Source organism: Streptomyces sp. NPDC001880 (assembly GCF_053594575.1).
The window spans coordinates 1-19771 of sequence record NZ_JBSFET010000055.1 but is presented as its reverse complement, the minus strand read 5'-3'; the positions used below and the strand labels follow the sequence as shown (position 1 = coordinate 19771).

Here is a 19771-nt window from a genome sequence, read left to right as displayed (position 1 = left end):
GCCGCGCTGCTCACCGAACTCATCTACCTTCGCCCCGGGCGTCGGCGTCGACCAGCTGGCGTTCGCGGCCCGGCTCGCCACCACCGAGCCCGAAGCCACCGACGCCCTTGCCGCGTTCCTGGCACGTGCCCACTCCAACGCGAACTGACCTCACCCTGCGCAACCTCGCGGGTGCCTCCCAGATCCCCGGGAGGCACCTGGGAGGCCAGGCCAGAAATGCCCGGATCATCTGGGGTGCCTGGGAGGCCGACAGGCTCTGCCGTTCCTCAGCCCAGTGACAGGCCGCCCTGGTCGTCCTTGATCTTCACCTTGACCCAGGCATGGCCGCTTCTGCTGCCGTCGCCGACGCCGTTGACCTTGCACTCGAACTCCCGGCCCGCCTCGACGGGGATGGAAGCGGGGCAGCTGACATCGTCCATGGTCGGGGGCTTGGCGAAGTCGGCGGAATCGACGTTGTTGAGCACGGCCCGCGCCAGCGCGTCCTGATCCAGGACGCGCTGCGGCTGCACGGCGGGACTCCCAGCCAGCAGCATGATGATGAAAGTGAGCGCACAACAGGCGATCACGGCCAGGGAGAGCGCGATGACGGTACGGGCGAAGCTGCGTTGATCGGTCACGCGGACAGTCCTATCCGGCTGTCCGTGCTCATACAACCCCTTGGGTGGGAAGATCGGTAGCTCGGCAGTCTCGCGGTGGTCGATCCACTCGATGACGCCGACCTCGTAGCTGCCGTCGAGAAGGCTTCTGCTTCCCGCCCCGGATGATCCGTAGCACCCGTCTGGTCGACATGGCGCACACCGTGGCCCCCATGATCGTCGCTGCTGCCTGTGCAGGGACCCGGAGGCGGCCTTGCCCACGGACAGACACTGAGCGCGACCTCACCGAACCGCGGTGACCTGTTCCAAGACCTGTTCAAGCACCTGGTCCGGCGCTGGCTGAGAACTCCACATAGGACGCAGGCCATCGCCGTGCCAGCGCGGCACCACATGGGCATGGAAATGGAAAACCTCTTGCCCGGCGACCTCGCCGGTGGAATGGACGATGTTCACACCGCCGGGAGCAAGCGCCGCCGTCACCAAAGCGGCAACTCGATGCACCATCCGAGCAACATGCCCGTAAGCGGCTTCGGAGATCTCCCAGACATCCCGGACGTGCTCGCGGGGGACGATCAGGGTATGCCCTGCAGAGGCCGGCGCGACATCGAGGAACGCCACGGCATGCTCGTCCTCCAGTACGCGATAGGACGGCAGCCGACCGGCAACGATCTGACAGAAGATGCAACCACTCACCCGCCCGATAATCGCAGCTGGTGCGCCTCCACGGCATCAACTCGTGCAACTTCAGCCGCCACCTTGCACGAGTTCGCCGGAAAAAGTGCTTTTCTGACGACCCTGCCCCGGTGTCCGATTCGCCAGCCGCTGGAGAAGCAACCCGTACGAGGGAGCCCGGCAACCAGTTCGCCCGACACCGGTCGCGTCAACCACGCCCAGCCCGTAGACAGTGAAACGCAGCCACGCCCGCTGACAGGGCCGGGCGGGCTGCGCGTTCCTCTTCGCCGGACACCAGTTCTGCTGTCAGGGGTGACACGACATCACCCGGCTCCCCTCAGAGGCAGCGTGGGGGAGCGGCCTTCTCCCGCGCTTCGGATGCAGTCCCACCCCATCGGCAGAGCGTGGCAAGAAGCGCCGGGAAGCCCTCTGCCCTCCGCCTCACCGCAGGACTTCTCCCGCAGCCTGCGATCCAGGACCGGCTTCACGCCGAACAGTCCGGCCACCTCTGAAGCATCCCTTTGATCGTGGACACCTGGAGACTGGGATCTTGAGGTTCCAGCGGAAGTAGCACCAGGTGGGAAGCAAGTACACGAAGCGGTACACCGAGGAGTTCAAGCGGGACGCGATCGCGCTCGTCGATTCCTCGGGCAAGACGGTCACCGCCGTCGCCCGGGAGCTCGGCATCAGCTCGGAGTCCCTGCGCGGCTGGTACCGCCGGGCCAAGGCGGACCGGGGCGAGAGTGAGTCCGGTCAGCTGACCAGCGCCGAACGCGAGGAACTCAAGCGGCTGCGCAAGGAGGTCCGCGAACAGCAGCAGACGATCGAGATCCTGAAAGAGCGACGGCCTTCGTGTGTCCTGAACGGAAAGGGGCTGCCTGTGTAGGTCGGTAGCAACTGGATGGTGCTGCACAGATGATGAGGGTTTGGCCCCTCGGAGTCGCCCCTGCGGAAGGAGGCTCCAAACCGCCTCCTGCTGCGTTGGCTGAAGACCGTCGTGGTGAGCGTCGGAGGAAAAGGCGTCCGTGGAAGGGCGTCAGGTGGGGATCGGGAAGGCGAGCGCGAGCGAACCACTGCTGATGCGTCGAAATGCTTGGACGACATCGAAACCGGGGCTTGAAGGCTTCCCCGGCATGAGCCTGGCGGGTGTCCGCTTCCTGGTCAGGCGGTGTCCGGCGTGAAGGTGGCGCGAGCCCGGTCTGCGGGATCTTTGCGGAACAGGAGAAGGCGTACGTCCATGCCGGGCGTGCGCCGGCGGACCGGCTCGTAGTAGTGGTGAAGCCCCTGTAATGGGGGTGGAACGAAGGGGCCGGGTCGTTCGTGGCTTGTTCATTCGATCAACCGGAAGTGCTCCGGGAGGAATTGGCATGGATGAGTTGAAAGCACCGGTCAAGCCGTTCGGTATACCGAAGCTGCTGGTGACGGAGGCTTGGGAGAGGGTCAGGGCGAACAAGGGTGCGCCGGGCGTGGACGCGGTGGCCATTGAAGGGTTCGAGGAGGATCTGCGGGGAAACCTGTACAAGATCTGGAATCGGATGTCCTCGGGCTGCTACTTCCCGCCGCCGGTGCGCATGGTGGAGATCCCGAAGCCGCAGGGGGGCGTGAGGGTCCTCGGAGTGCCGACCGTGGGCGACCGTGTTGCGCAGACGGTGGTGGCGATGGTGCTGGAGAAGAGGGTCGAGCCGATCTTCCATCCGGACTCCTACGGCTACCGCCCGGGGCGCGGAGCGATCGACGCGGTGGGCAGATGCCGGGAGCGGTGCTGGAAGTACGACTGGGTTGGTCGATCTCGACATCAAGGCGTTCTTCGACTCGGTGCCGTGGGACCTGATGCTCAAGGCGGTGGGCTCGGTCTGTGAGCTCCCCTGGGTCCTGCTGTATGTAAAGCGGTGGCTTGCTGCCCCGCTGCGACATCCGGACGGCACGCTGATCAAGCGTGCCAAGGGCACCCCGCAGGGATCAGCGGTATCTCCCGTCCTGGCGAACCTGTTCATGCGCTACGCGTTCGACATGTGGTTGCACCAGGTCTTCCCGGACGTCCGCTTCGAACGGTATGCCGACGACGTGGTCGTCCACTGCCGTAGTCCCGCCGAGGCGAGAACGGTGCTGGCCGCGCTGGATGCGCGCTTGAACTCGGTCGGCCTTCAATTGCACCCCGACAAGACGCAGATCGTCTACTGCCGGGACGCGAATCGCAAGAGCTCTTTCGAGCACACGAGGTTCACGTTCCTGGGCTACGACTTTCGCGAGCGTACCGTGGATGGGCGGAACGGACTGTTCCGGAGTTTCTCTCCGGCGGTCTCGGACAAGGCCCTGAAGCGGATGGGTGAGGTGGTGAGTTCCTGGCGCCTGCACCGGTGGGTGCAGGGCGAGGCCCGAGACCTCGCGGACTGGATCAATCCGGTCGTGCGGGGACGGATGCAGTACTACGGGGCCTTCAACAGGTCGGCCCTCTATCCCCTCCTGAAACGGATCAACGCCTACGCGGTCCAGTGGTTGCGCGGGAAGTACCGAAGGCTGCGGCGAAGCTGGTCGGCGATTTTCCGTGCGTGGTGGTCCGGGGTTGATCGATATCCCCGGCTGCTCGCGCACTGGGTATGGGTGACCGAGTCCGCCCGGGTCTGGTGACCAGGACGACAAGAGCCGTATGACCGGGGACGGTCACGTACGGATCTGTGGGAGCCCGGGGGTGAAATCCCCCGGCCACCCGACTTCGTGAAGGAGAACGACCGGTGAGCGAGCTGTAACGGTTGATCCATGCGGAGAAGGCGACTTACCCGATCGTCCTGCTGTGCCAGGTACTGAAGGTCGCCAGCTCCTCACGCATCGTCAGCACTCGGGATGACTCGTCCAGAACCCGGATCGTTCGACGACGATCCGGGTTAGCCTGTGCGCCGATCCGGGAGAAGACCCCGGGCCAACGGAGGGAAGATCGTGGAGCAGAGCAGGCGGAACGGCGTCTCGCGTCGCGGGCTGATCCGAGGCGGGCTGCTGGCGGTGGCGGCATCCGGCGTGGCGGTGGTCGGCTTCGCAGGGCCGGCGAGCGCGGCCGTGGTCAATCTCGGCCTTGACAACCAGGGTGCCAAACGGATCCAGCGGTGGATACTTACCATGTACGGCTACACCGGCGCGATCGACGGGGCGCTCGGGACCAGCAGCTGGAAGGCGATGCAGCGTTTCCTGGCTACCTGGCCCAGCCAGCCCTCTCCCTACAAGGGTGCCATCGACGGGATCGTGGGGCCCAAGACGATCGTGTCGCTCCAGGCCAACCTGAAGAAGTTCCACGGCTACAAGGGTGCCCTCGACGGCATCGCCGGATCGGGGACCAAGGAGGCGTTCCGGCGCATGGCCTACTCCAACCCGGCGGTCTGACCGGCTGAGCATCGCGAGTGCGGCCCGGCCCCCAGGGGTCGGGCCATTTGTTCTCTTGAGGGCTCGGTGCCCTTGTGGGCGATGCGGTGTCGGATGCCGCGTTTGCGGAGCCATCGGCGCAGGTGGTCGTAGTCCGAGGCCGCACGCCTCGTTCCGCACCCCATAAGTCGACGGGGTGCGAGCAGGCCCGGCAGGCGACTGCTGGGCTTTCGGTCTGTCTGGGGGTGTTCCCGTGCGTGTTCCCACGGGAACGCGGGTGGATGAGGATCCGGGGAGATTCGGGCAGATGAGTGAAGATGCGGGCTAAAGCTCGGCGTTCGCGCAGGTCAAGGAAGAACTGCAGGTCAGAGGCCCTGTAAGGGGCCCACCTGGGGTCGCCTCCGGCCCGGCAGCCGGGGTGGGTCTGTTGCGGCCCGGCGGTTCAGCCGGCCTCGCCGGGGCACTGCGGCTGGGCAGGCCGGGCCGACTGCGGCGCCGGTGCGTTCGTCTTGCGTACCGGCTGGAAGTAGTGGGTCAGCGCCCAGGTGCCCACGCGGTTGCCGGCCCGGCAGCCAACGATGTCCGCCGTACGGGAATGGATGCCTCCCCACACGCGGGCATTGATCATGTCCTTGTTGACGTCGTCAGCGGACTCGTAGAGCCGGGTGGTGCCGGTGATCTCGGAGGGAACGTAGAGGTCGGGACGCGAGGTGCCGAGGACGCCGGTCACGGCGCGCATCACTGCAGCGGCGACGGTCGTGTGGCCGGCGACGTAGTCGGGATGGGGCGGCGTGACGAGCAGTGGCTCCCAGGCCGGGTCCGCCGTCGTCGCGGGGTTGCCGTCGGTGTCGGCCAGGCGGATGCCGCTGATCGGCCTCCAGAAGGCGTAGTGCAGCTTCGCGTCCCATGCGGTGATGACGGCGTCGGTCGCCGACGCGTTCGCCGCGGCGAACAGCCGCGCCGTGGTGGCGGCGCCGAGCCCGTGCCGGGCGGCGTAGTCCCGCAAGGCCGTCTGGACCTGCACCACCAGGTTGCCGCTGAAGAAGAGGGCGGTCTCGGTCTGCTGCGGGGTTCTGCCCGAGCCGGTCTTCGACCCCATGGTCTTCAGCTCATTGACGTCGTGGGCGTACCGAGCCGAGGAGAGCGCGGGCGGCCTGCCGGGGCGGAACTGTTGCGGGGAGGTGAGCAGCAGCGGGCGGAGCTCGGCGAGCCAGGTGTCGATGAAGGGCTGATGGGCGGGCGGGGTGGGCCTCCAGACCCCGGGAGCGGGCGACGCGGTGAAGGGTACATCCGCGAACCGGCCGTCATTCTCGCGGAGTTCGACGATGTGGGCGGCGGCGCGCTTTCCGAAGGCGACACCCTGGTCCTTCGCAGGGCCCTCGGGAATCCCGGAGAGGGAGTCGGCGTAGGCGGCGTCGAGCCCGCTCTTGAAGGCGGAGAAGTAGGTGAGCAGCACGTCGTGAGCCGCCGTTGCGGCCGCTGCCGCGGAGGATGCGGTGGCGGGGCCGCGTTCCCGCCACTCGTACGGGGCGTAGCCACCCTCGATGCCGACCACGGCGTTGTAGACGGCGACGGAGACGAACCCGTGCCAGATGGCGCCCTGCCCGGAAGGGCGGGCGCCCAGGCTGGCGCGGATCGTCTCGGTGGCGATGGCGTTCCAGTCGCGAACCACGGCTGCCGGGTCCGAAGCAGCTGCTCGGCGGGGATCGGCGGCGCTCGGACCGGTCATGGCCGTGAGCCCGACGAGGGCGAGCATCGCGACGGCGCCGATGACATCCCGGATACGTGAACGCGGAGTAGGAGGAGGTGGAACAGGGTGGTTCTGCCGCACAGCGCACTCCCTTGGGTTGGTTCAACCGGATTAGCAGCGGGCGGGAGCGCGATCAAGATCAATCGCCGTGACCGGGGCGTACTGAGCCGAAGGAGGCGGGCTGCGTAGTCTGTATTGCCCTGTGAGGTTGGGGACGCGGCTGACGGATGGTTTGCCTGCGAGTGCGGTGTGTCCGCGGTGGTGATTGTAGGTGTGCAGCCATTGCGGGTAGGCGTCGCGTCGTTCCTGTTCTGAGCGGGTAGGGCGTGCGTAGGCCCATTCGTCGAGCAGGGTGCGGTTGAGGCGTTCGACCTTGCCGTTGGCCTGCGGGCGGTAGGGTCGGGTCCGCTTGTGAGCGATCCCGGCCGCTGCGAGGGCATCGCGCCAGATGCGTGACTTGTAGCAGGCCCCGTTGTCGGTCAGCACCCGTTCGACGGTGATGCCACACGAGGCGAAGAACTGCTGGGCGCGGGTCCAGAACGCGGTGGCGGTCTCCTTGCGCTCGTCGTCGTGGATCTCGCTGTAGGCGAGGCGGGAGTGGTCGTCGACGGCGGTGTGGATGTAGCTGTAGCCGGCGCCGGAGCGGGTTCTGCGGCCCGCTTGCCGGCCGATGGTCCTGTGGCCGCCGCCGTCGGGGATGTTGCCGAGTTTCTTGATGTCCACGTGCACCAGTTCGCCGGGCCGGTCGCGTTCGTAGCGGCGTACGACGCGCCCGGTCGTCCGGTCGGGATGGGTGAGGTGGGTCAGGCCGAAGCGGGTCAGTACGCGGTGCACGGTGGAGGGCACCAGCCCGAGCAGGTGGGCGATGCGGGCCGGTCCCCACCGGCGTGCGAGGCGGACCTTGATGATCCGGCGTTCGGTGCGGGTCGGTGTCCGCCGGGGACTGTGGTGCGGGCGGGAGGAGCGGTCGGTCATGCCCGCCTCGCCGAAGGCCCGGTAGCGGTCGGCCCACCGCTGGGCCGTGGTCGGCGAGACCTGGAAGCGTTCGGCGGCCCGGCGCAGGGGCCATGTCCTCAACGACGCAGCGGGCCAGACGCAGGCGTCCGGTCTCGGTCAGGGGTGCATACGAGGGCCTTTCTGTTGGTGTAGATGTCGCAATCCATGCCGAACCGGAAGGCCCTCACCCGTTCAAGATCCCTCAACCGAGACCTGCATCACCGTCCACAACCTCCCGGGGCAGAACAACTTAGGGAGCCTGGACCTGGTCTGGAACTGGGCGCGCGTGCGGACCTCATCCGGGCTGAAGGCGTTGCGGGCGTCGGCAAACGCCTCGGTAGCCTGGTCGTGGCGGCCGAGGTCGAGCAAGCAGCTGCCGGTCTGGCCCATGATCTTGCCGGGGTTGATCCAGTACAGCCAGCGCGGGTCGTCCTCTCTGAGGTTCCCCCGAGATGCGAAGGATGCTGACAGCGGGTCAGATGGGTCTCATGAGAGGAGCCCAGACGATGCCTGCCCCGAGGCACCCCAGCAGATCGCCGCCGAGTCCGGACAGGCTCTTGTCGACCTCGCCGTCCGCCTGCCCGGCAAGCGGTCCCTGCTGTTGCGTGAGGCAGCCGACCTCCTCACCCCGATCGCCGACCAAGGACCAGCCACCGGTTTCCGTCGCTCCGGCATCCTTCACGGCATCCACCTCGTCCGCGCCGGCATCGGCGCCCGCGCCCCCGAGACAACCGCCCACTGGATTACCGCCCTGGCCGATCACGTCCCCCACGTACAGTCCATCCGGTGTCGTACCCTCCTGACAGCCGTACGGACCAGAGCGGGCAACCCACTGCGTGCAGCCGGTCGGACCGATGCACTCGATGCCATCAACAGGGCACTATCGAGTGCATGACCGACCTGCTGCCGACCGCGGCCCGAGCGTGGACGATCGCCGTCGTCTCCTACACCAGCCCAGACGCCCGCGGGCTCACCCAGGCTCTCCACCGTGAGCAGATGGCGACCTACGGCCGAGCCGACGACCCCGAAGACACCGAAGCTACCGAGTTCGAACCACCCAGCGGCGTGTTCCTCCTCGCCGCCCGCGCGGACGGCACAGCCTTGGCCTGCGGCGGGTGGCGCACCGCCGGACCCACCACCGCCGAGATCAAACGCATGTACGTCACCCCCACCGCCCGCGGCCAAGGCCTCGGACGAAAACTCCTGGAGGCTCTGGAGCACAACGCCCGCCAGCACGGGATGAGCGAGGTAATCCTGGAGACCGGCGTCAGCAACCTCGCCGCGCTCGCGCTCTACACCCGCTGCGGATACACCCTGATCGCCCCCTACGTCCCTGACCGCGACCCCCGGATCAACCGGGCGCTGAACAAAGCACTGAGGACATCGGCCGAAGGACAGTAGACCAGCAGCGCGGCGCTTCCCAGAAGCGGGACTGAGCACAGGGGTTGGTCCCTCTTGCCACCGCGTGAGAACCACACGCCCGGATCCCAGAGGGAACAAGCCGGCTGTACCCGACCCCTGCCTGGAGCACGACGCCCTTGCCTGGTCGGCGCCCAGGGCGCCGACAACTGCAACCGTGTGCGCTGACCCGACCCAGCTCTCGGACCGGAATACAGCGCCCAACGTCGCAAGTTGCCCAGGCGCGACCTCGACCATCGGTCGCCGACGCGCGATGATCTGACGCGGCTGCCGGTCGGTGTCGCCGTTGGGGTCGATAGACCTGCGCGGACTGCACGCCTCGGCCACATGACCGATGATCTGATGCGGCGGTCGGCGGTGGCGAGCAAGGTCACCTTGGTGGACAGTTCCGGGTTCCAGGCCGCCAAGGGCCAGGTCGGTCTGGATCACTATCAGGTGAGGCACTGGACCTCATGGCACCGGCACATCACGCTCGCCATGCTTGCCCTGGCCTTCCTGACCGCCCTCGCCGCCGACGCACCCCCCAACCGCCCGCAGATACACACCACTTCGTCCGCAGCCGCGATCCGATCACGCTGACCGTCCCGGAGATTCGCCACCTAATCGCCGCCGTCTTCATCCCACCAGTCGTGACCGCGGCCAGGCTGCTGCACTGGTCCAACTGGCACCTGCGCCACCAGGCAACAGCCCGACACAGCCACTACCGACGACGAACTGCCGGCGAACCCGCTGGATAGATCACGAAACCGTGGACGGACCAGCGGAAGTTCACGTACCGTGTGGCTCCACGCCCTGAGATGGACGGAAGGAGGCGAGTGCCGTGCGGTTCACACCTTTCCAGCGCTCCCCTTTTCCGCTGTCCCGGCGTGGTTCGTAACTTCTGACCGGGAGCGCTCCAAGCAGCCTGTATCCCGGAGGAATCCATGACCGACCCGGTCATCCGCGCGCTCACCGCGAGCGACGCCCATCTCTTCGACGAACTCCCCGACCCACTGGGCGCCCGTGAAGGCCATCGGCGTACTCGATTCCGCCCCGACTGGAAGCGCGTCGCCCTGCGCGACGGCGAGGTCGTCGCACGCGGCGCGTGGTGGGGCGGCCCCGACGACTCGGAGCCCCTCAACATCAACTGGTTCGACGTGGCCGAGGGCGAGGAGGAGGCGGGGGCCGAGCTCCTGCGCTCCGCCCCCTGGCAGGTCGAACTCGAGATCAACCTGCCCGGCGGCTGGCGGGACAAGCCCGACCTGCGCCCCGCCGCCGAGACACGCTTCGCCGCTGCACGAGCCGCCGGGTACGAACTCCTGGTGGAACGCTTCCTGTACCGCTGGACCCCGGAGCGAGGTCTGCCCGAGCGGCCCGAACGCCTGCGCTTCAGCGCCGAACCCGACGACACCGTGTTCTTCGACGCATTGCGCCGCATCCACTCCGTCACCCTGGACGCCCACGCGCTCAGGGCCATCGATGAGGGCGGCCTCGACCAGGCCGCCCAGGAGGAACTCGACTTCTTCCACTGGTGCCCCTCCCCGCGGGAGTGGTGGCAGATCGCGCACACGCCGGAGGGCGACCTGGCCGGCATCCACATTCCGGCCCACAACCCCTCCGGTCCGACCATCGGCTTCATCGGAGTCGTCCCGGAACAGCGTGGTCACGGCTACGCCTACGACCTCCTCGCGGAGTGCACCCACTTCCTCGTCGAACAGAACGCGGAGTGCATCAGCGGAGGAACCGACCAGGGTAACTTCCCCATGGCCGCGAACTTCGCCAAGGCCGGCTTCCCCGTGGTCAGCGAACGCATCAACTTCCATCCGGCGGGCCAAGCGGCCTAGCGAGGAGTAGCACGCGGTGAGCGGTCCGGTCCGAGGACGGGTCCGGACCGCTTGTCAGTGCCCGATGGCATGCTGGCCGACAGTGTGATCGACAGCGGGCGATGGAGGCGGAGTTGGGCTTCCGGAGATCCGCCACCTACTCGCCGCCGTCTTCATCCCACCAGTCGTGACCGCGGCCAGGCTGCTGCACTGGTCCAACTGGCGCCGGCGCCACCAGGCAACAGCCCGACACAGCCACTACCGACGACGAACCGCCGGTGAACCCGCTGGATGGGTCACGAAACCGCACTGGAGTATTAGCCGAAGTAGCTGATCCGCAGCGTCCGTTACAGTCGCTTCGGTACGCTCTCCGGTTCTGCAGCGCCACCTGACGCCGTGGGGCGGGGGTGATCGGTGCTCAGCACTCGGTGCCTGGACAGGAGGCGCGACAGGCCGGCAACGCTGATACCCACTGCGGCGGCGAGCGTCTTCTACGAAATGCCCTCGTCACTCTTCAGCCTGGTGACCAGGTCGTTCAGCAATGGGCCTGTCAGCGGGCGGATCGTCGCGGCGTGGCGGCGGGCGTGGTCAAGGGTGGCACGGGAGGCAAGGGCGCGGCGGCCGGTATGCCGGGCCACACTTCCGCAGCGCCCGTGCCCGACCTGCGCGTCAGCGTCCGCTCCGTGCAGCGATGGCGACAGGCGTGGGACAAGGGCGGTCCACGTGCTCTGCGGTCACAGGGGCCGGCCTCGCTGTCGAGGCTGAGCGAGAAGCAGTGCGTGATCACGGGCACGCCTGCGAGACACACCAGGGGGCCGAGGACGCCATAGCGGATGGACCGTGGGGACGCAGTTGGTTCGGGCGACGAGCGGTGTGCGCCGCTCCTCCGGGGGTGGGGAGGTTGTCCGGCACCGACCCGTTTTGGGCGCACGAACCGGCCAATCGCCCGTGGCATCGGTGCCTCGCCCGTCCCGGAAAGAACCCTGCGCCCCATTGAGGCCCTGCTGTCACACCTTCAGGGCTGGGGACCGGCCATTCCGCTGCGTAACGGCATGGCTCCGGAAAGCCCTGGATATGGATGGCGCGACCTGATCTATCCCTGGTCGTCCATCGGTGTACAACGGAGGTTCAGCCGCGTGATCGCCTCTTCGGATGTCGCAGCGCACATCAAGGAGTTCGACGAGAAAGGGTTCATGGTACTTCCGGGCCTTCTGCCCAGCCTTTTCGTCGGACGTCTGACACGGGAGGTCGACCACTGGGTGGATTCAGGGTTGCGACAGCGGTCCATCGACGCCTGCTTACGCCCGGATCGGTGCCCGTTACCGGAGACGGTCGAGCTGGAGATGACGGCACACGGGGAGCTGGCGGCGTTCCCGCCGCTGCTGGAGCTGCTGGAGGACGAGAATCTACTCGGCCCTGCCTTCGTGTTCCACCACCTCCACAGTGACCGCCGCCCCTCCGGCGCCCCGGGCAAGCCCTGGCATCACGACTACGAGCAGCGACCCCAGCGGCATCGGCGGCTTCCGATGGTTCACGTTCTTCACTACATCCAAGGTCTGCGGCCGGGCATGGGCGCTCTCGCCGTGCTGCCCGGCTCGCACCACGAGGTCGCGGAGAAGGACGCCCGCAGTCATCTGGGGACGGGCGCCCTGCCGGGAGAGGTGCTGATCACCGAGCTGCCCCCGGGGTCAGCGGTGGTTCTCCACTCCGCGCTGTTCCACACCCGACGTGCCGGGGACGCGTCCTCGGCCGAGGGCACCGACAGGTACATGATCGACGCGTCGTACTGTCGTACGGGTGAGCTGTGGCCGCCGGTCAAGCCGTACTGGCGCCGGATACTGGCGGTCGGCCGGGAGCGCCGGCTGGGACAAGGACGGTGGGCGGAGTTGTTCGAGGAACGTCATTTCGGCGCGTACGAGCCGGGCGACGCCGGGCGGGCGGCATGAGGGTCCTGGAGGCCGTCTCCTTCGACACGGTCCTGGGTCACTTCACGCGGCACCATCCCTACCACCCTGGGGACACGGCCAACTCCAACGACGAGGCGAAGACCCATATCTGCAACGCTCAAGCCCTCGCGGAGGGCCGCTGGCACCGGGTGCTGCTGGAGGGGCCGGAGGTCAGCGGCGTGGTGCTGCCCTGGCATTTGGGCGAGGACGGGGAAGTCGAGCTGATCCCGAGGACGGGCCTCACCGTGCGGGCTGCCGCCGCCCGGCTGGCGGCACTGGGGGATGCGTACGCCACGTCCAATCCGCTGTGCGCCCGCAAGCTGGCCCGCCAGGTCCACGCCGAGCCCACCGCGGTGTTCCTGAGCACCAGGGCAGTGGGAGGACCGGACTACGAGGGACTGTCCGTCCGGGAAGGACTGATCCACCTGGACGGACTGCACCGGATGCTGGCCTGGGAGCGGGCGAAACGCCTGGCGCCCGGCCGGCTGCTGAACGCGTACGTGGCGGGCCTATCCTCGGCCGACGTAGGGCATGGCGCTGGGCATGACCAGAACGGACTGAATGTTCACCCCGACCGGAAGGGCGGCCATGGCCCGGACCATGTCGACCACGTGCCGGATGTCCATGGTGGGCTCCACCCGCAGTGAGCCGTCGGACTGCCGGACGGCGGGCTGCGGACGGTCGGCGGGGGTCACGTTGCCGATGTCGATCTGTCCACAGGAGATGTCGTAGCGGCGGCCGTCGAGGGAGAGCGAGCGGGTGATGCCGGCCACGGCGTGTTTGGCCGCGGTGAACGCGACCGAGTCCGGCCTCGGCATCTGGGCGGACGGGGCCCCGTTGTTGATGATCCGCCCGCCCCGGGGGACCTGCGCCTTCATAATCCGGAAGGCCGCCCGCGAACACAGGAAGGTTCCGGTGGCGATCGAGTCCATGACCCGATGCCAGTCCGCCACGTCCACGTCCTCGGTGGGCGTGTACGGCATGACGTCAGCGGCGTTGTTGAACAGCAGGTCCAGGCGTCCCCACCGTTCCACCACTGCGGAGAACAGCGCGTCCACGGACTCCGCGTCGGTGACATCTGCGGGCAGCACCACCGCCCGGTCGCGGTCGCGGGTATCGGCGAGGCGCGCCGATTCACGCAGCCGCTCCTCGCGACGGCCGGTCAGCACGACCGTCCAGCCGTCGGCCAGCAGACCCAGAGCACAGGCCTGCCCGATACCGCTCCCCGCCCCCGTGACCACAGCCGTCCTCACCACACCGCACCACCCCTTCGTCTCACGCCATCCATGACGTCGGCCCGAACACTCGCAAGCGTGTCCCCGGGCACACCCCAGCAAACAGGAGTAACCATGAATGACCGCTTACAGGCGCTGCACGGTACAGACGGCAGCAGGTCGTGGTTCGAGCGTGCGCAGCACTCCCTCGCGGGCGGGATCAGTTCGTCCTCCCGCCTCACCTCCACAGGGCCGCATCCCTACCCGCTCTACATCAGCAGCGGTTCCGGCTCCCGGATCCGGGACGTCGACGGCAACGAGTACATCGACTACCTCATCTCCTACGGCAGCGCGGTCCTCGGCCATGCCCCGCCTGTACTGACGGACGCCCTCACCCAGGTGCTGCACAACGGCACGATGTTCGGCACTTGCAACGTCCCGGAGGTAGAGCTGGCGGAGACGATCTGCCAGATGGTGCCCTGCGCGGAACTCGTCCGCTTCGCGAACTCCGGCAGCGAGGCCGTACAGGGCGCCGTACGTGCTGCCCGCGGTCACACCGGACGCTCCCGGATCCTGAAGTTCGAAGGGCACTACCACGGGTGGTCGGACACCCTTGCGATCTCGAACCGCCCCACGGAGCACGAGGCCGGCCCCTCCAACACGCCACGGCCCGTCCCGCACTCCCCGGGAATCCCCGCCGGTGTCGTGGAGGACGTCGTGGTCTGCCCCTGGAACGACCTAACCGCGCTGCGTGCGATGCTCGACGCCCATGCCGGGGAGCTCGCCGCCGTCATCTGTGAGCCGATCGTCGCCAACAACGCCTGCACCATGCCCGAGGCGGGATATCTGGAGGCCTTGCGCGAGGAGTGCACCATCCGCGGCATCGTGCTGATCTTCGACGAGGTCTGCACCGGGTTCCGCACCGGCCCTGGCGGGGCCCAGGCCCTCTTCGGCGTGGAACCCGACCTCGCCGTGTTCTCCAAGGCCCTCGGGGGCGGCCTGCCCATCGCCGCCTTCGCCGGACGCCAAGAGATCATGGACGCGCTCGCCTCGGGACGGGTCAAGCACGGCGGCACGTACAACGCCTCGCCGCTGTGCGCGACGGCCGCCCTGGTGACCCTGCGGCAACTCGGCGATCCCACCGTCGTCCAGCGGATCGACGACACCGGCCGCCAGGTGATGGAGACGGCACGGAAGGCGGCGCACGACCAGGGAATCCCCTGCTCCGTACAAGGGGTCGGTGCCATGTTCCAGACCGTCTTCACCGCCGACGGCCGCCCCACCCGCAACTACCGCGACCTGCTGCGCGTCGACCAGGCCCGGTCCCACGCCTTCCGGCATGAACTCCTCAAACGCGGAGTCCACGCCAACGCCTTCCCCCTGGCCTGCTGGTTCGTCTCCGCCGCGGTCACGGACGACGACCTCGCGGCCACCTGCGAGGCTGTCACGGAAGCATTCAAGGCCCTGTGACGACAAACCCGCGATCACCCCGCTGGACCTGAACCCGAGGAGACGACGTCGGCATTCCCGTCCTTTGGAACACACGCCGACGGAGCCGTTGACCGCCAGTTGTCTCCTTCTCCTCCTCGCAGGACCGGACGACGTGACGCAGATCGACGTGGTGGTGCCCAAGGGCACGAGTACCGAGTGCGGTATCAGTGACGGTCAGCTGCTGATCCTCACCGGCAGCTATGGGGACCGGACGGTCGTGGAAGAGACAGGCCGTCCGGTGCTCACCCTGAATGCGGTCTACCCGGGTGGTCAATGCCCCAGGCTGCTACGGCGGCCACGACCGCCGCACCGGCGATCAGCCAGGCGGATTTGGCCTTCGGGTCCGCTGCCGGCGCAGCGGGCTCGGGTGCGTGTTCGCCGAACCGCGCTCGCTGCAAGGCCGTTAGCCTGTCGACGTAGAGGGCGGTCATCGTAGCTGTGGGGACGACGAGTAGGCGAAGGATCAACGCCGCCCACCCGGTTGCATCGAGGTTGCACTCGTTCCCCCTCGAATTGACGCATTCGTCCCACGGTACCGTCGCCCAGAATCCTGGCCAGGTCAGCAAGGTGGCCAGCCAGAAACCCCACCAGAGGTTAAGCCGGGCGGTCGGGGCCATCACCCCGGGCCGGGCAGGTGGGCTGGAGGCGTGCCAGATGTCGTTGGCGATCTACTTGGGTAGATAAAGGTTGCCAACTGGGATGAACCAGGCGAAAACCGCCATGGACGGGCGGTACCGCAGTCGCTCAGGGGCGAAGCGCTCGGCATTGGCACGCATCCGGGCGAACCAGATCAGCCAGCACACGAGCCGCGGTACTGCGTCTCTTTCCGGGCACGGAGTGCTTCGAGGGACGGCCGGGCGGCCGGGTCCTTGGCCAGACAGTCCCGGATGAGGGGGAGGAGCGGTTCGGGGACGCCGCTGAGGTCCGGTTCCTCGTGCACCACCCGGTACATGAGGGCGTGAGCCTGCCCCTGGGGTGCCTCGAAAGCCATGTGCCCGCAGGCAGCGAAGGCGAGCACGGCGCCCAGTGAAAAGATGTCAACAGCCTGGGTGAGTCGCTAGCCGCGGATTTGTTCGGGGGGCATCAACCGGGGAGTGCCCACGATCAGTCCGGTGAAGGTCAGGCCGCTGCGGGTCGGGTCGTTCAGCGCGCGGACGATGCCGAAGTCGATCACCTTCGGACCATCAATGGTGATCATGATGTTCGAGGGTTTCAGGTCACGGTGGACGAGCCCGGCAGCATGGATGTCGGCCAGAGCCCCACACAGACCGGATACCAGACCGCGCACCGACTTCTCCGGCAGGGGGCCGTGCTGGTCGACCACGTCAGCTAGGGTGGGCCCTGGGATGTAGGCGGTGGCAACCCAGGGCCGCTCGGCATGCGGGTCGGCGGCCAGTACAGCAGCCGCCCAGTCCCCACCGACCTGCTGGGCCACAGTGATCTCGTTGGCGAACCGGGGCCCGGAAGTCCGTCACCGCCGCCAGTTCGGCGCGGATCGACTTCACGGCCACCATCCGGCCCCTCGAGGAACGGGCGAGATACACCACGCCCATCCCACCCTCGCCAAGGCGACCGAGTAACCGGTGGACAGGGGGTACGCGCGCCGTGCCGTCCCTCACGACAGGCTCCAGTGCTGCGCCGCCGCACCCGTACAGTCCCGCACGAAGAGCTGACCGTACGACGTGGCCTCCAGACAGTCGCCCGTGCGCGTGGACACCAGCGTGCCACCGGACCCGAGCCGCCACCCCTGCCGTTCCGTGCCACACGCGCTCAACTGCGCCGGGCCGTTGGTCATACAGTTCCCCGATGACTTGCTGACGAACCGATATGTGCCGTTTCCCAGGCTTTCCAGCGTCCAGACGGCGGCGTCGCCGGCACAGGAACCGGTCCAGACGCTGAAGGTCTGGGCGACCACACAACTGCCGTCGCCCACGTTGCGTACCAGCTTGCGGCCCGGAGCCGGGTTCGTCGTGCCCCCGCCCGTGGTCGAGGAACCCCCGCTCCCTCCACCGCTGCCCGTAGCGGAGCCGCCGTTGCCCCCGCCGCTGGTTCCGGAGCTGCTGCCTCCTCCACCGCCGCCACCGCTTGTTCCGGAGCCGCCGTTCCCACCACCGCCACCGCTGTCGGAGCCTTGGTCGCTTCCGCCCGCCGCCTGGTCACCGCCGGACGCCCCCGGCATGGCCGGCTGACCCGACCCGGACTCTCCTGGTTTCTTCGGCTTCTTCGACGCGGACGCGTCGCCGGACGGCGACGGCTCCTCGGGGCTGTGCGCCGACACCGATGGTGATACGACGACGGGGGCCGTGACCGACGACGAAGGTCCCCGCCCGCGGTCGTCGCCCGCTTCGGTGACATACGGCAGCAGCACGGCGGTGAGGCCTACACCCCCCGAGACGAGAACAGGGATGATCACTGGCGTGATTCGTGCACGACGGTGTTCTTTCGGGGCAGCGGTGGGCTTGGGCTCCACCACAGCCCGCCCCGGGCCGGATTCCGCCGCCTCCCGCACCCCCTCGGGTTCCCGTGCCGCAGGGCCCAACGCGCCCTCGGATTCCTCCCCGTCCGAAGTGTCGGGCCGCGTGGTGTCGGGCATCGTGAATCGGCTGAGGTCTGGTGTCCTCGCCGCGAACGCCGCCCGTTCAGAGAGACGTTCGGCGACGGGCTTCGGCCACAGCGGTGGCACCGCCGGGCCCCGGCCCGACGTCCGCTCGATCAGTTCGGTGGCGGTCGGCCTTCCCTCCGGGGCCTTTTCCAGGCAGTCGGCGACGACATCGGCCAACTCGGCATCAAGGTCACGCAGTTGTTGAAGATCAGGGTTCTCGTGAACGATGCGGTACAGCACACCCGGCCCGGACTCGTCCCCGAACGGAGGCGTGCCCGTCGCCGCGTAGGCGACCATTGACCCCAGCGCGAAGATGTCCACAGCGCCACTCAATGTCCGTTTGCCCTGGGCCTGTTCAGGCGACATGTAGGCGGCCGTGCCCACCACCACGCCGACACTGGTCAGCCGACTCTGCTGGGCCGCGTGGGCGACCCCGAAGTCGATGAGCGTGAGCCCGTCGGGGGTCAGCATGGCGTTGGACGGTTTGACGTCACGGTGGACCATGTCCAGCGCATGGATCGCCGCCAATCCGTCCGCGGCTTCCCTCAGCAGCAACCACAGCGCCTCGGCGGGCAGGGGCCCGTGCGAGTCGACAGACTCACGCAGGGTGATCCCGGGCACGTACGCGGTGGCGAACCACGGCAACCGCGCCGCCCGGTCACCGGCGATCAGCCGTGCGGTGGCGTCTTCCGGTAGCCGCGCGAGGTTGTCCAGTTCATGCCCGAAGCGGAGCAGGAATTCCTCGTCCTCGCGGGCGATCGACGGCAGCACCTGTTTGACAGCGACGTACCGTCCGTCGTGGACCCCGAGGAACACCCTCCCCATCCCGCCCGCTCCGAGCCGTCCGATCAGCGGAATCGGCCCGATCCGCCTGGGGTCGTCATCCGCCAGCGGCTCAGCACCGCTGCCTTCAAGGTCGATACCGGTGTTCCCGTTCACCTTCTGTCCCCCGTTCGCCGACCGTGTGGGGCTGGTTCCAACCACGCGCACGATGCCCGAGGCCCGTGCGGGCGGTCACTCGGGCCGGAGGCACAATCTTGTCTACCGCACCGGCGAAATGCCAGTCGCTCACCGGGCGGGAAGGACGCCGAAGGCGAGGCGGTGTGGACGCTGGCCCAGCTGGCCGAGATGTTCCAGGAGTGGATCATCTGCGGGTGGCAGGAGCGTGAGCACGATGGGCTGCGGCACCCGATGATGCCCCGCTGTGTGCTGTCGCCGAATGAAATGTGGGCGGCGCTGGTCGCCGTGTGCGGGTACGTCCCGGTGCCGCTGGGGCGCGAGGACTACATCGAGCTGATGCCGATCAAGCGTCAGAAGGGCACTGTCACGTTGACTGACCGGGTGGGATGACCTTGTGGCTACGCCGCCGTCGGCCCGGCCCGCGGACAAATGGCACCTGGACGAGGTCTTCATCAAGGTCAACGGCGAGCATAAGGGCCCTGACCCCGGGTTTTGGACACCGGAGAGACTTGGATCTTGATGGTCCAGGAGAACGGAGTCCCTGTGGGGATGAAGCACTACCCCGCCGAGTTCAAGGCGGACGCCGTCGCGCTGTACCGGTCGCGTCCGGGAGCGACGATCAGGTCGGTCGCCACCGACCTCGGGGTGAACACTGAGGTGCTGCGGAACTGGATCCGGGCCGCTGACGGACGTCGGTCCGGTGCTCACTCCACGCCCGCGGCGGCGCCGCGGCCTGGTGGTGATGCGGTTCAGGCGGAGCTGGCGGCCGCGCGGAAGAGGATTCGCGAGCTGGAGGAGGAGCGGGACATCCTTCGCAAGGCAGCCCGGTATTTCGCAGGGGATTGTGTCCTGAAAACGAAAGAGAGTTGGTCGTAGAACAGCTTTCAAGAGTGGTGCTGTGCGGAAGATGAAGGTTTTGTGGCCCTTCGGAGCCGCCCTGCGGGGGGAGGCTTCAAACTGCCTCATGCCGCG

At 67.9% G+C, this 19771-nt stretch carries 17 protein-coding genes and 6 pseudogenes; 14 read left to right on the top strand and 9 right to left on the bottom strand.

The window, feature by feature from the left end; all coding sequences use genetic code 11:
• Window positions 1-266: 266 nt before the first annotated feature.
• The gene (locus ACWCQ6_RS25085) at window positions 267-617 is read right to left on the bottom strand and encodes a DUF4333 domain-containing protein (RefSeq protein WP_451092719.1); all 351 of its coding nucleotides are present in this window, start codon (window positions 615-617) and stop codon (window positions 267-269) included.
• 261 nt (window positions 618-878) lie between these two features.
• Window positions 879-1289 (bottom strand): HIT family protein, encoded by a 411-nt coding sequence (locus tag ACWCQ6_RS25080; RefSeq protein ID WP_451092717.1) that lies wholly within the window; start codon window positions 1287-1289, stop codon window positions 879-881.
• Window positions 1290-1845: 556 nt separating this feature from the next.
• Between ACWCQ6_RS25080 and ACWCQ6_RS25075 the strand changes: the two genes are divergently transcribed.
• The 4 genes from ACWCQ6_RS25075 to ACWCQ6_RS25060 all read left to right on the top strand — a co-directional run bounded on the left by ACWCQ6_RS25075 (window position 1846) and on the right by ACWCQ6_RS25060 (window position 4640).
• Complete coding sequence (locus tag ACWCQ6_RS25075; RefSeq protein WP_451092715.1) at window positions 1846-2154, top strand: transposase; 309 nt, start codon at window positions 1846-1848, stop codon at window positions 2152-2154.
• A 481-nt stretch (window positions 2155-2635) separates the two neighbouring features.
• Window positions 2636-3127, top strand: a complete 492-nt coding sequence (locus ACWCQ6_RS25070; RefSeq protein WP_451092713.1) for a reverse transcriptase domain-containing protein — start codon at window positions 2636-2638, stop codon at window positions 3125-3127.
• Window positions 3048-3896 (top strand): reverse transcriptase domain-containing protein, encoded by an 849-nt coding sequence (locus ACWCQ6_RS25065; RefSeq protein WP_451092711.1) that lies wholly within the window; start codon window positions 3048-3050, stop codon window positions 3894-3896. Before ACWCQ6_RS25070 ends, ACWCQ6_RS25065 begins: the two co-directional genes overlap by 80 nt.
• 306 nt (window positions 3897-4202) lie before the next feature.
• The gene (locus ACWCQ6_RS25060) at window positions 4203-4640 is read left to right on the top strand and encodes a hypothetical protein (RefSeq protein WP_451092709.1); all 438 of its coding nucleotides are present in this window, start codon (window positions 4203-4205) and stop codon (window positions 4638-4640) included.
• Between the two features lie 421 nt (window positions 4641-5061).
• Here the strand turns inward: ACWCQ6_RS25060 and ACWCQ6_RS25055 are convergent, their stop codons facing one another.
• The 3 genes and pseudogenes from ACWCQ6_RS25055 to ACWCQ6_RS25045 all read right to left on the bottom strand — a co-directional run bounded on the left by ACWCQ6_RS25055 (window position 5062) and on the right by ACWCQ6_RS25045 (window position 8137).
• On the bottom strand, window positions 5062-6450 hold the full coding sequence (locus tag ACWCQ6_RS25055) for a vanadium-dependent haloperoxidase (RefSeq protein WP_451092707.1): 1389 nt from the start codon (window positions 6448-6450) through the stop codon (window positions 5062-5064).
• A gap of 111 nt (window positions 6451-6561) precedes the next feature.
• Window positions 6562-7486 (bottom strand): annotated as a pseudogene (locus tag ACWCQ6_RS25050) (IS481 family transposase); the annotation flags it as partial.
• 354 nt (window positions 7487-7840) lie between these two features.
• Complete coding sequence (locus ACWCQ6_RS25045; protein WP_451092705.1) at window positions 7841-8137, bottom strand: hypothetical protein; 297 nt, start codon at window positions 8135-8137, stop codon at window positions 7841-7843.
• A 119-nt stretch (window positions 8138-8256) separates the two neighbouring features.
• Between ACWCQ6_RS25045 and ACWCQ6_RS25040 the strand changes: the two genes are divergently transcribed.
• From ACWCQ6_RS25040 to ACWCQ6_RS25015, 6 genes and pseudogenes are all read left to right on the top strand, one after another.
• On the top strand, window positions 8257-8766 hold the full coding sequence (locus ACWCQ6_RS25040) for a GNAT family N-acetyltransferase (protein ID WP_451092703.1): 510 nt from the start codon (window positions 8257-8259) through the stop codon (window positions 8764-8766).
• A 411-nt stretch (window positions 8767-9177) separates the two neighbouring features.
• Window positions 9178-9521: pseudogene (locus ACWCQ6_RS25035) on the top strand (IS701 family transposase); the annotation flags it as partial.
• A gap of 186 nt (window positions 9522-9707) precedes the next feature.
• A complete protein-coding gene (locus ACWCQ6_RS25030; RefSeq protein ID WP_451092701.1) occupies window positions 9708-10607 on the top strand; it encodes a GNAT family N-acetyltransferase in 900 nt (299 codons plus the stop codon).
• Window positions 10608-11233: 626 nt separating this feature from the next.
• Window positions 11234-11362 (top strand): annotated as a pseudogene (locus tag ACWCQ6_RS25025) (helix-turn-helix domain-containing protein); the annotation flags it as partial.
• A gap of 360 nt (window positions 11363-11722) precedes the next feature.
• A complete protein-coding gene (locus tag ACWCQ6_RS25020) occupies window positions 11723-12532 on the top strand; it encodes a phytanoyl-CoA dioxygenase family protein (protein WP_451092699.1) in 810 nt (269 codons plus the stop codon).
• Window positions 12529-13002, top strand: a pseudogene (locus ACWCQ6_RS25015) (DUF6309 family protein); the annotation flags it as partial. The gene ACWCQ6_RS25020 and the pseudogene ACWCQ6_RS25015, both read left to right, overlap by 4 nt.
• A 39-nt stretch (window positions 13003-13041) precedes the next feature.
• Here the strand turns inward: ACWCQ6_RS25015 and ACWCQ6_RS25010 are convergent.
• Window positions 13042-13788, bottom strand: coding sequence for an SDR family oxidoreductase (locus ACWCQ6_RS25010; RefSeq protein ID WP_451092697.1), 747 nt, complete (start codon window positions 13786-13788; stop codon window positions 13042-13044).
• Window positions 13789-13881: 93 nt separating this feature from the next.
• On the opposite strand from ACWCQ6_RS25010, the gene ACWCQ6_RS25005 reads away from it, so the two are divergent.
• Complete coding sequence (locus ACWCQ6_RS25005; protein WP_451092695.1) at window positions 13882-15216, top strand: aspartate aminotransferase family protein; 1335 nt, start codon at window positions 13882-13884, stop codon at window positions 15214-15216.
• Between the two features lie 689 nt (window positions 15217-15905).
• On the opposite strand, the gene ACWCQ6_RS25000 is transcribed toward ACWCQ6_RS25005, so the two are convergent.
• The 3 genes and pseudogenes from ACWCQ6_RS25000 to ACWCQ6_RS24990 all read right to left on the bottom strand — a co-directional run bounded on the left by ACWCQ6_RS25000 (window position 15906) and on the right by ACWCQ6_RS24990 (window position 18778).
• A complete protein-coding gene (locus ACWCQ6_RS25000) occupies window positions 15906-16013 on the bottom strand; it encodes a DUF4328 domain-containing protein (protein ID WP_451092693.1) in 108 nt (35 codons plus the stop codon).
• Window positions 16014-16063: 50 nt separating this feature from the next.
• Window positions 16064-16790 (bottom strand): annotated as a pseudogene (locus ACWCQ6_RS24995) (serine/threonine-protein kinase); the annotation flags it as partial.
• 62 nt (window positions 16791-16852) lie between these two features.
• Window positions 16853-18778 carry a protein kinase domain-containing protein gene (locus ACWCQ6_RS24990; protein WP_451092692.1) on the bottom strand — a complete coding sequence of 642 codons (1926 nt, stop codon included), beginning with the start codon at window positions 18776-18778 and terminating at the stop codon, window positions 16853-16855.
• A 162-nt stretch (window positions 18779-18940) separates the two neighbouring features.
• On the opposite strand from ACWCQ6_RS24990, the gene ACWCQ6_RS24985 reads away from it, so the two are divergent.
• From ACWCQ6_RS24985 to ACWCQ6_RS24975, 3 genes and pseudogenes are all read left to right on the top strand, one after another.
• Window positions 18941-19189, top strand: a complete 249-nt coding sequence (locus ACWCQ6_RS24985) for a hypothetical protein (protein ID WP_451092691.1) — start codon at window positions 18941-18943, stop codon at window positions 19187-19189.
• 8 nt (window positions 19190-19197) lie between these two features.
• Window positions 19198-19274, top strand: a pseudogene (locus ACWCQ6_RS24980) (IS6 family transposase); the annotation flags it as partial.
• A gap of 44 nt (window positions 19275-19318) precedes the next feature.
• Window positions 19319-19675 (top strand): transposase, encoded by a 357-nt coding sequence (locus ACWCQ6_RS24975; RefSeq protein ID WP_451092751.1) that lies wholly within the window; start codon window positions 19319-19321, stop codon window positions 19673-19675.
• Window positions 19676-19771: the final 96 nt, after the last annotated feature.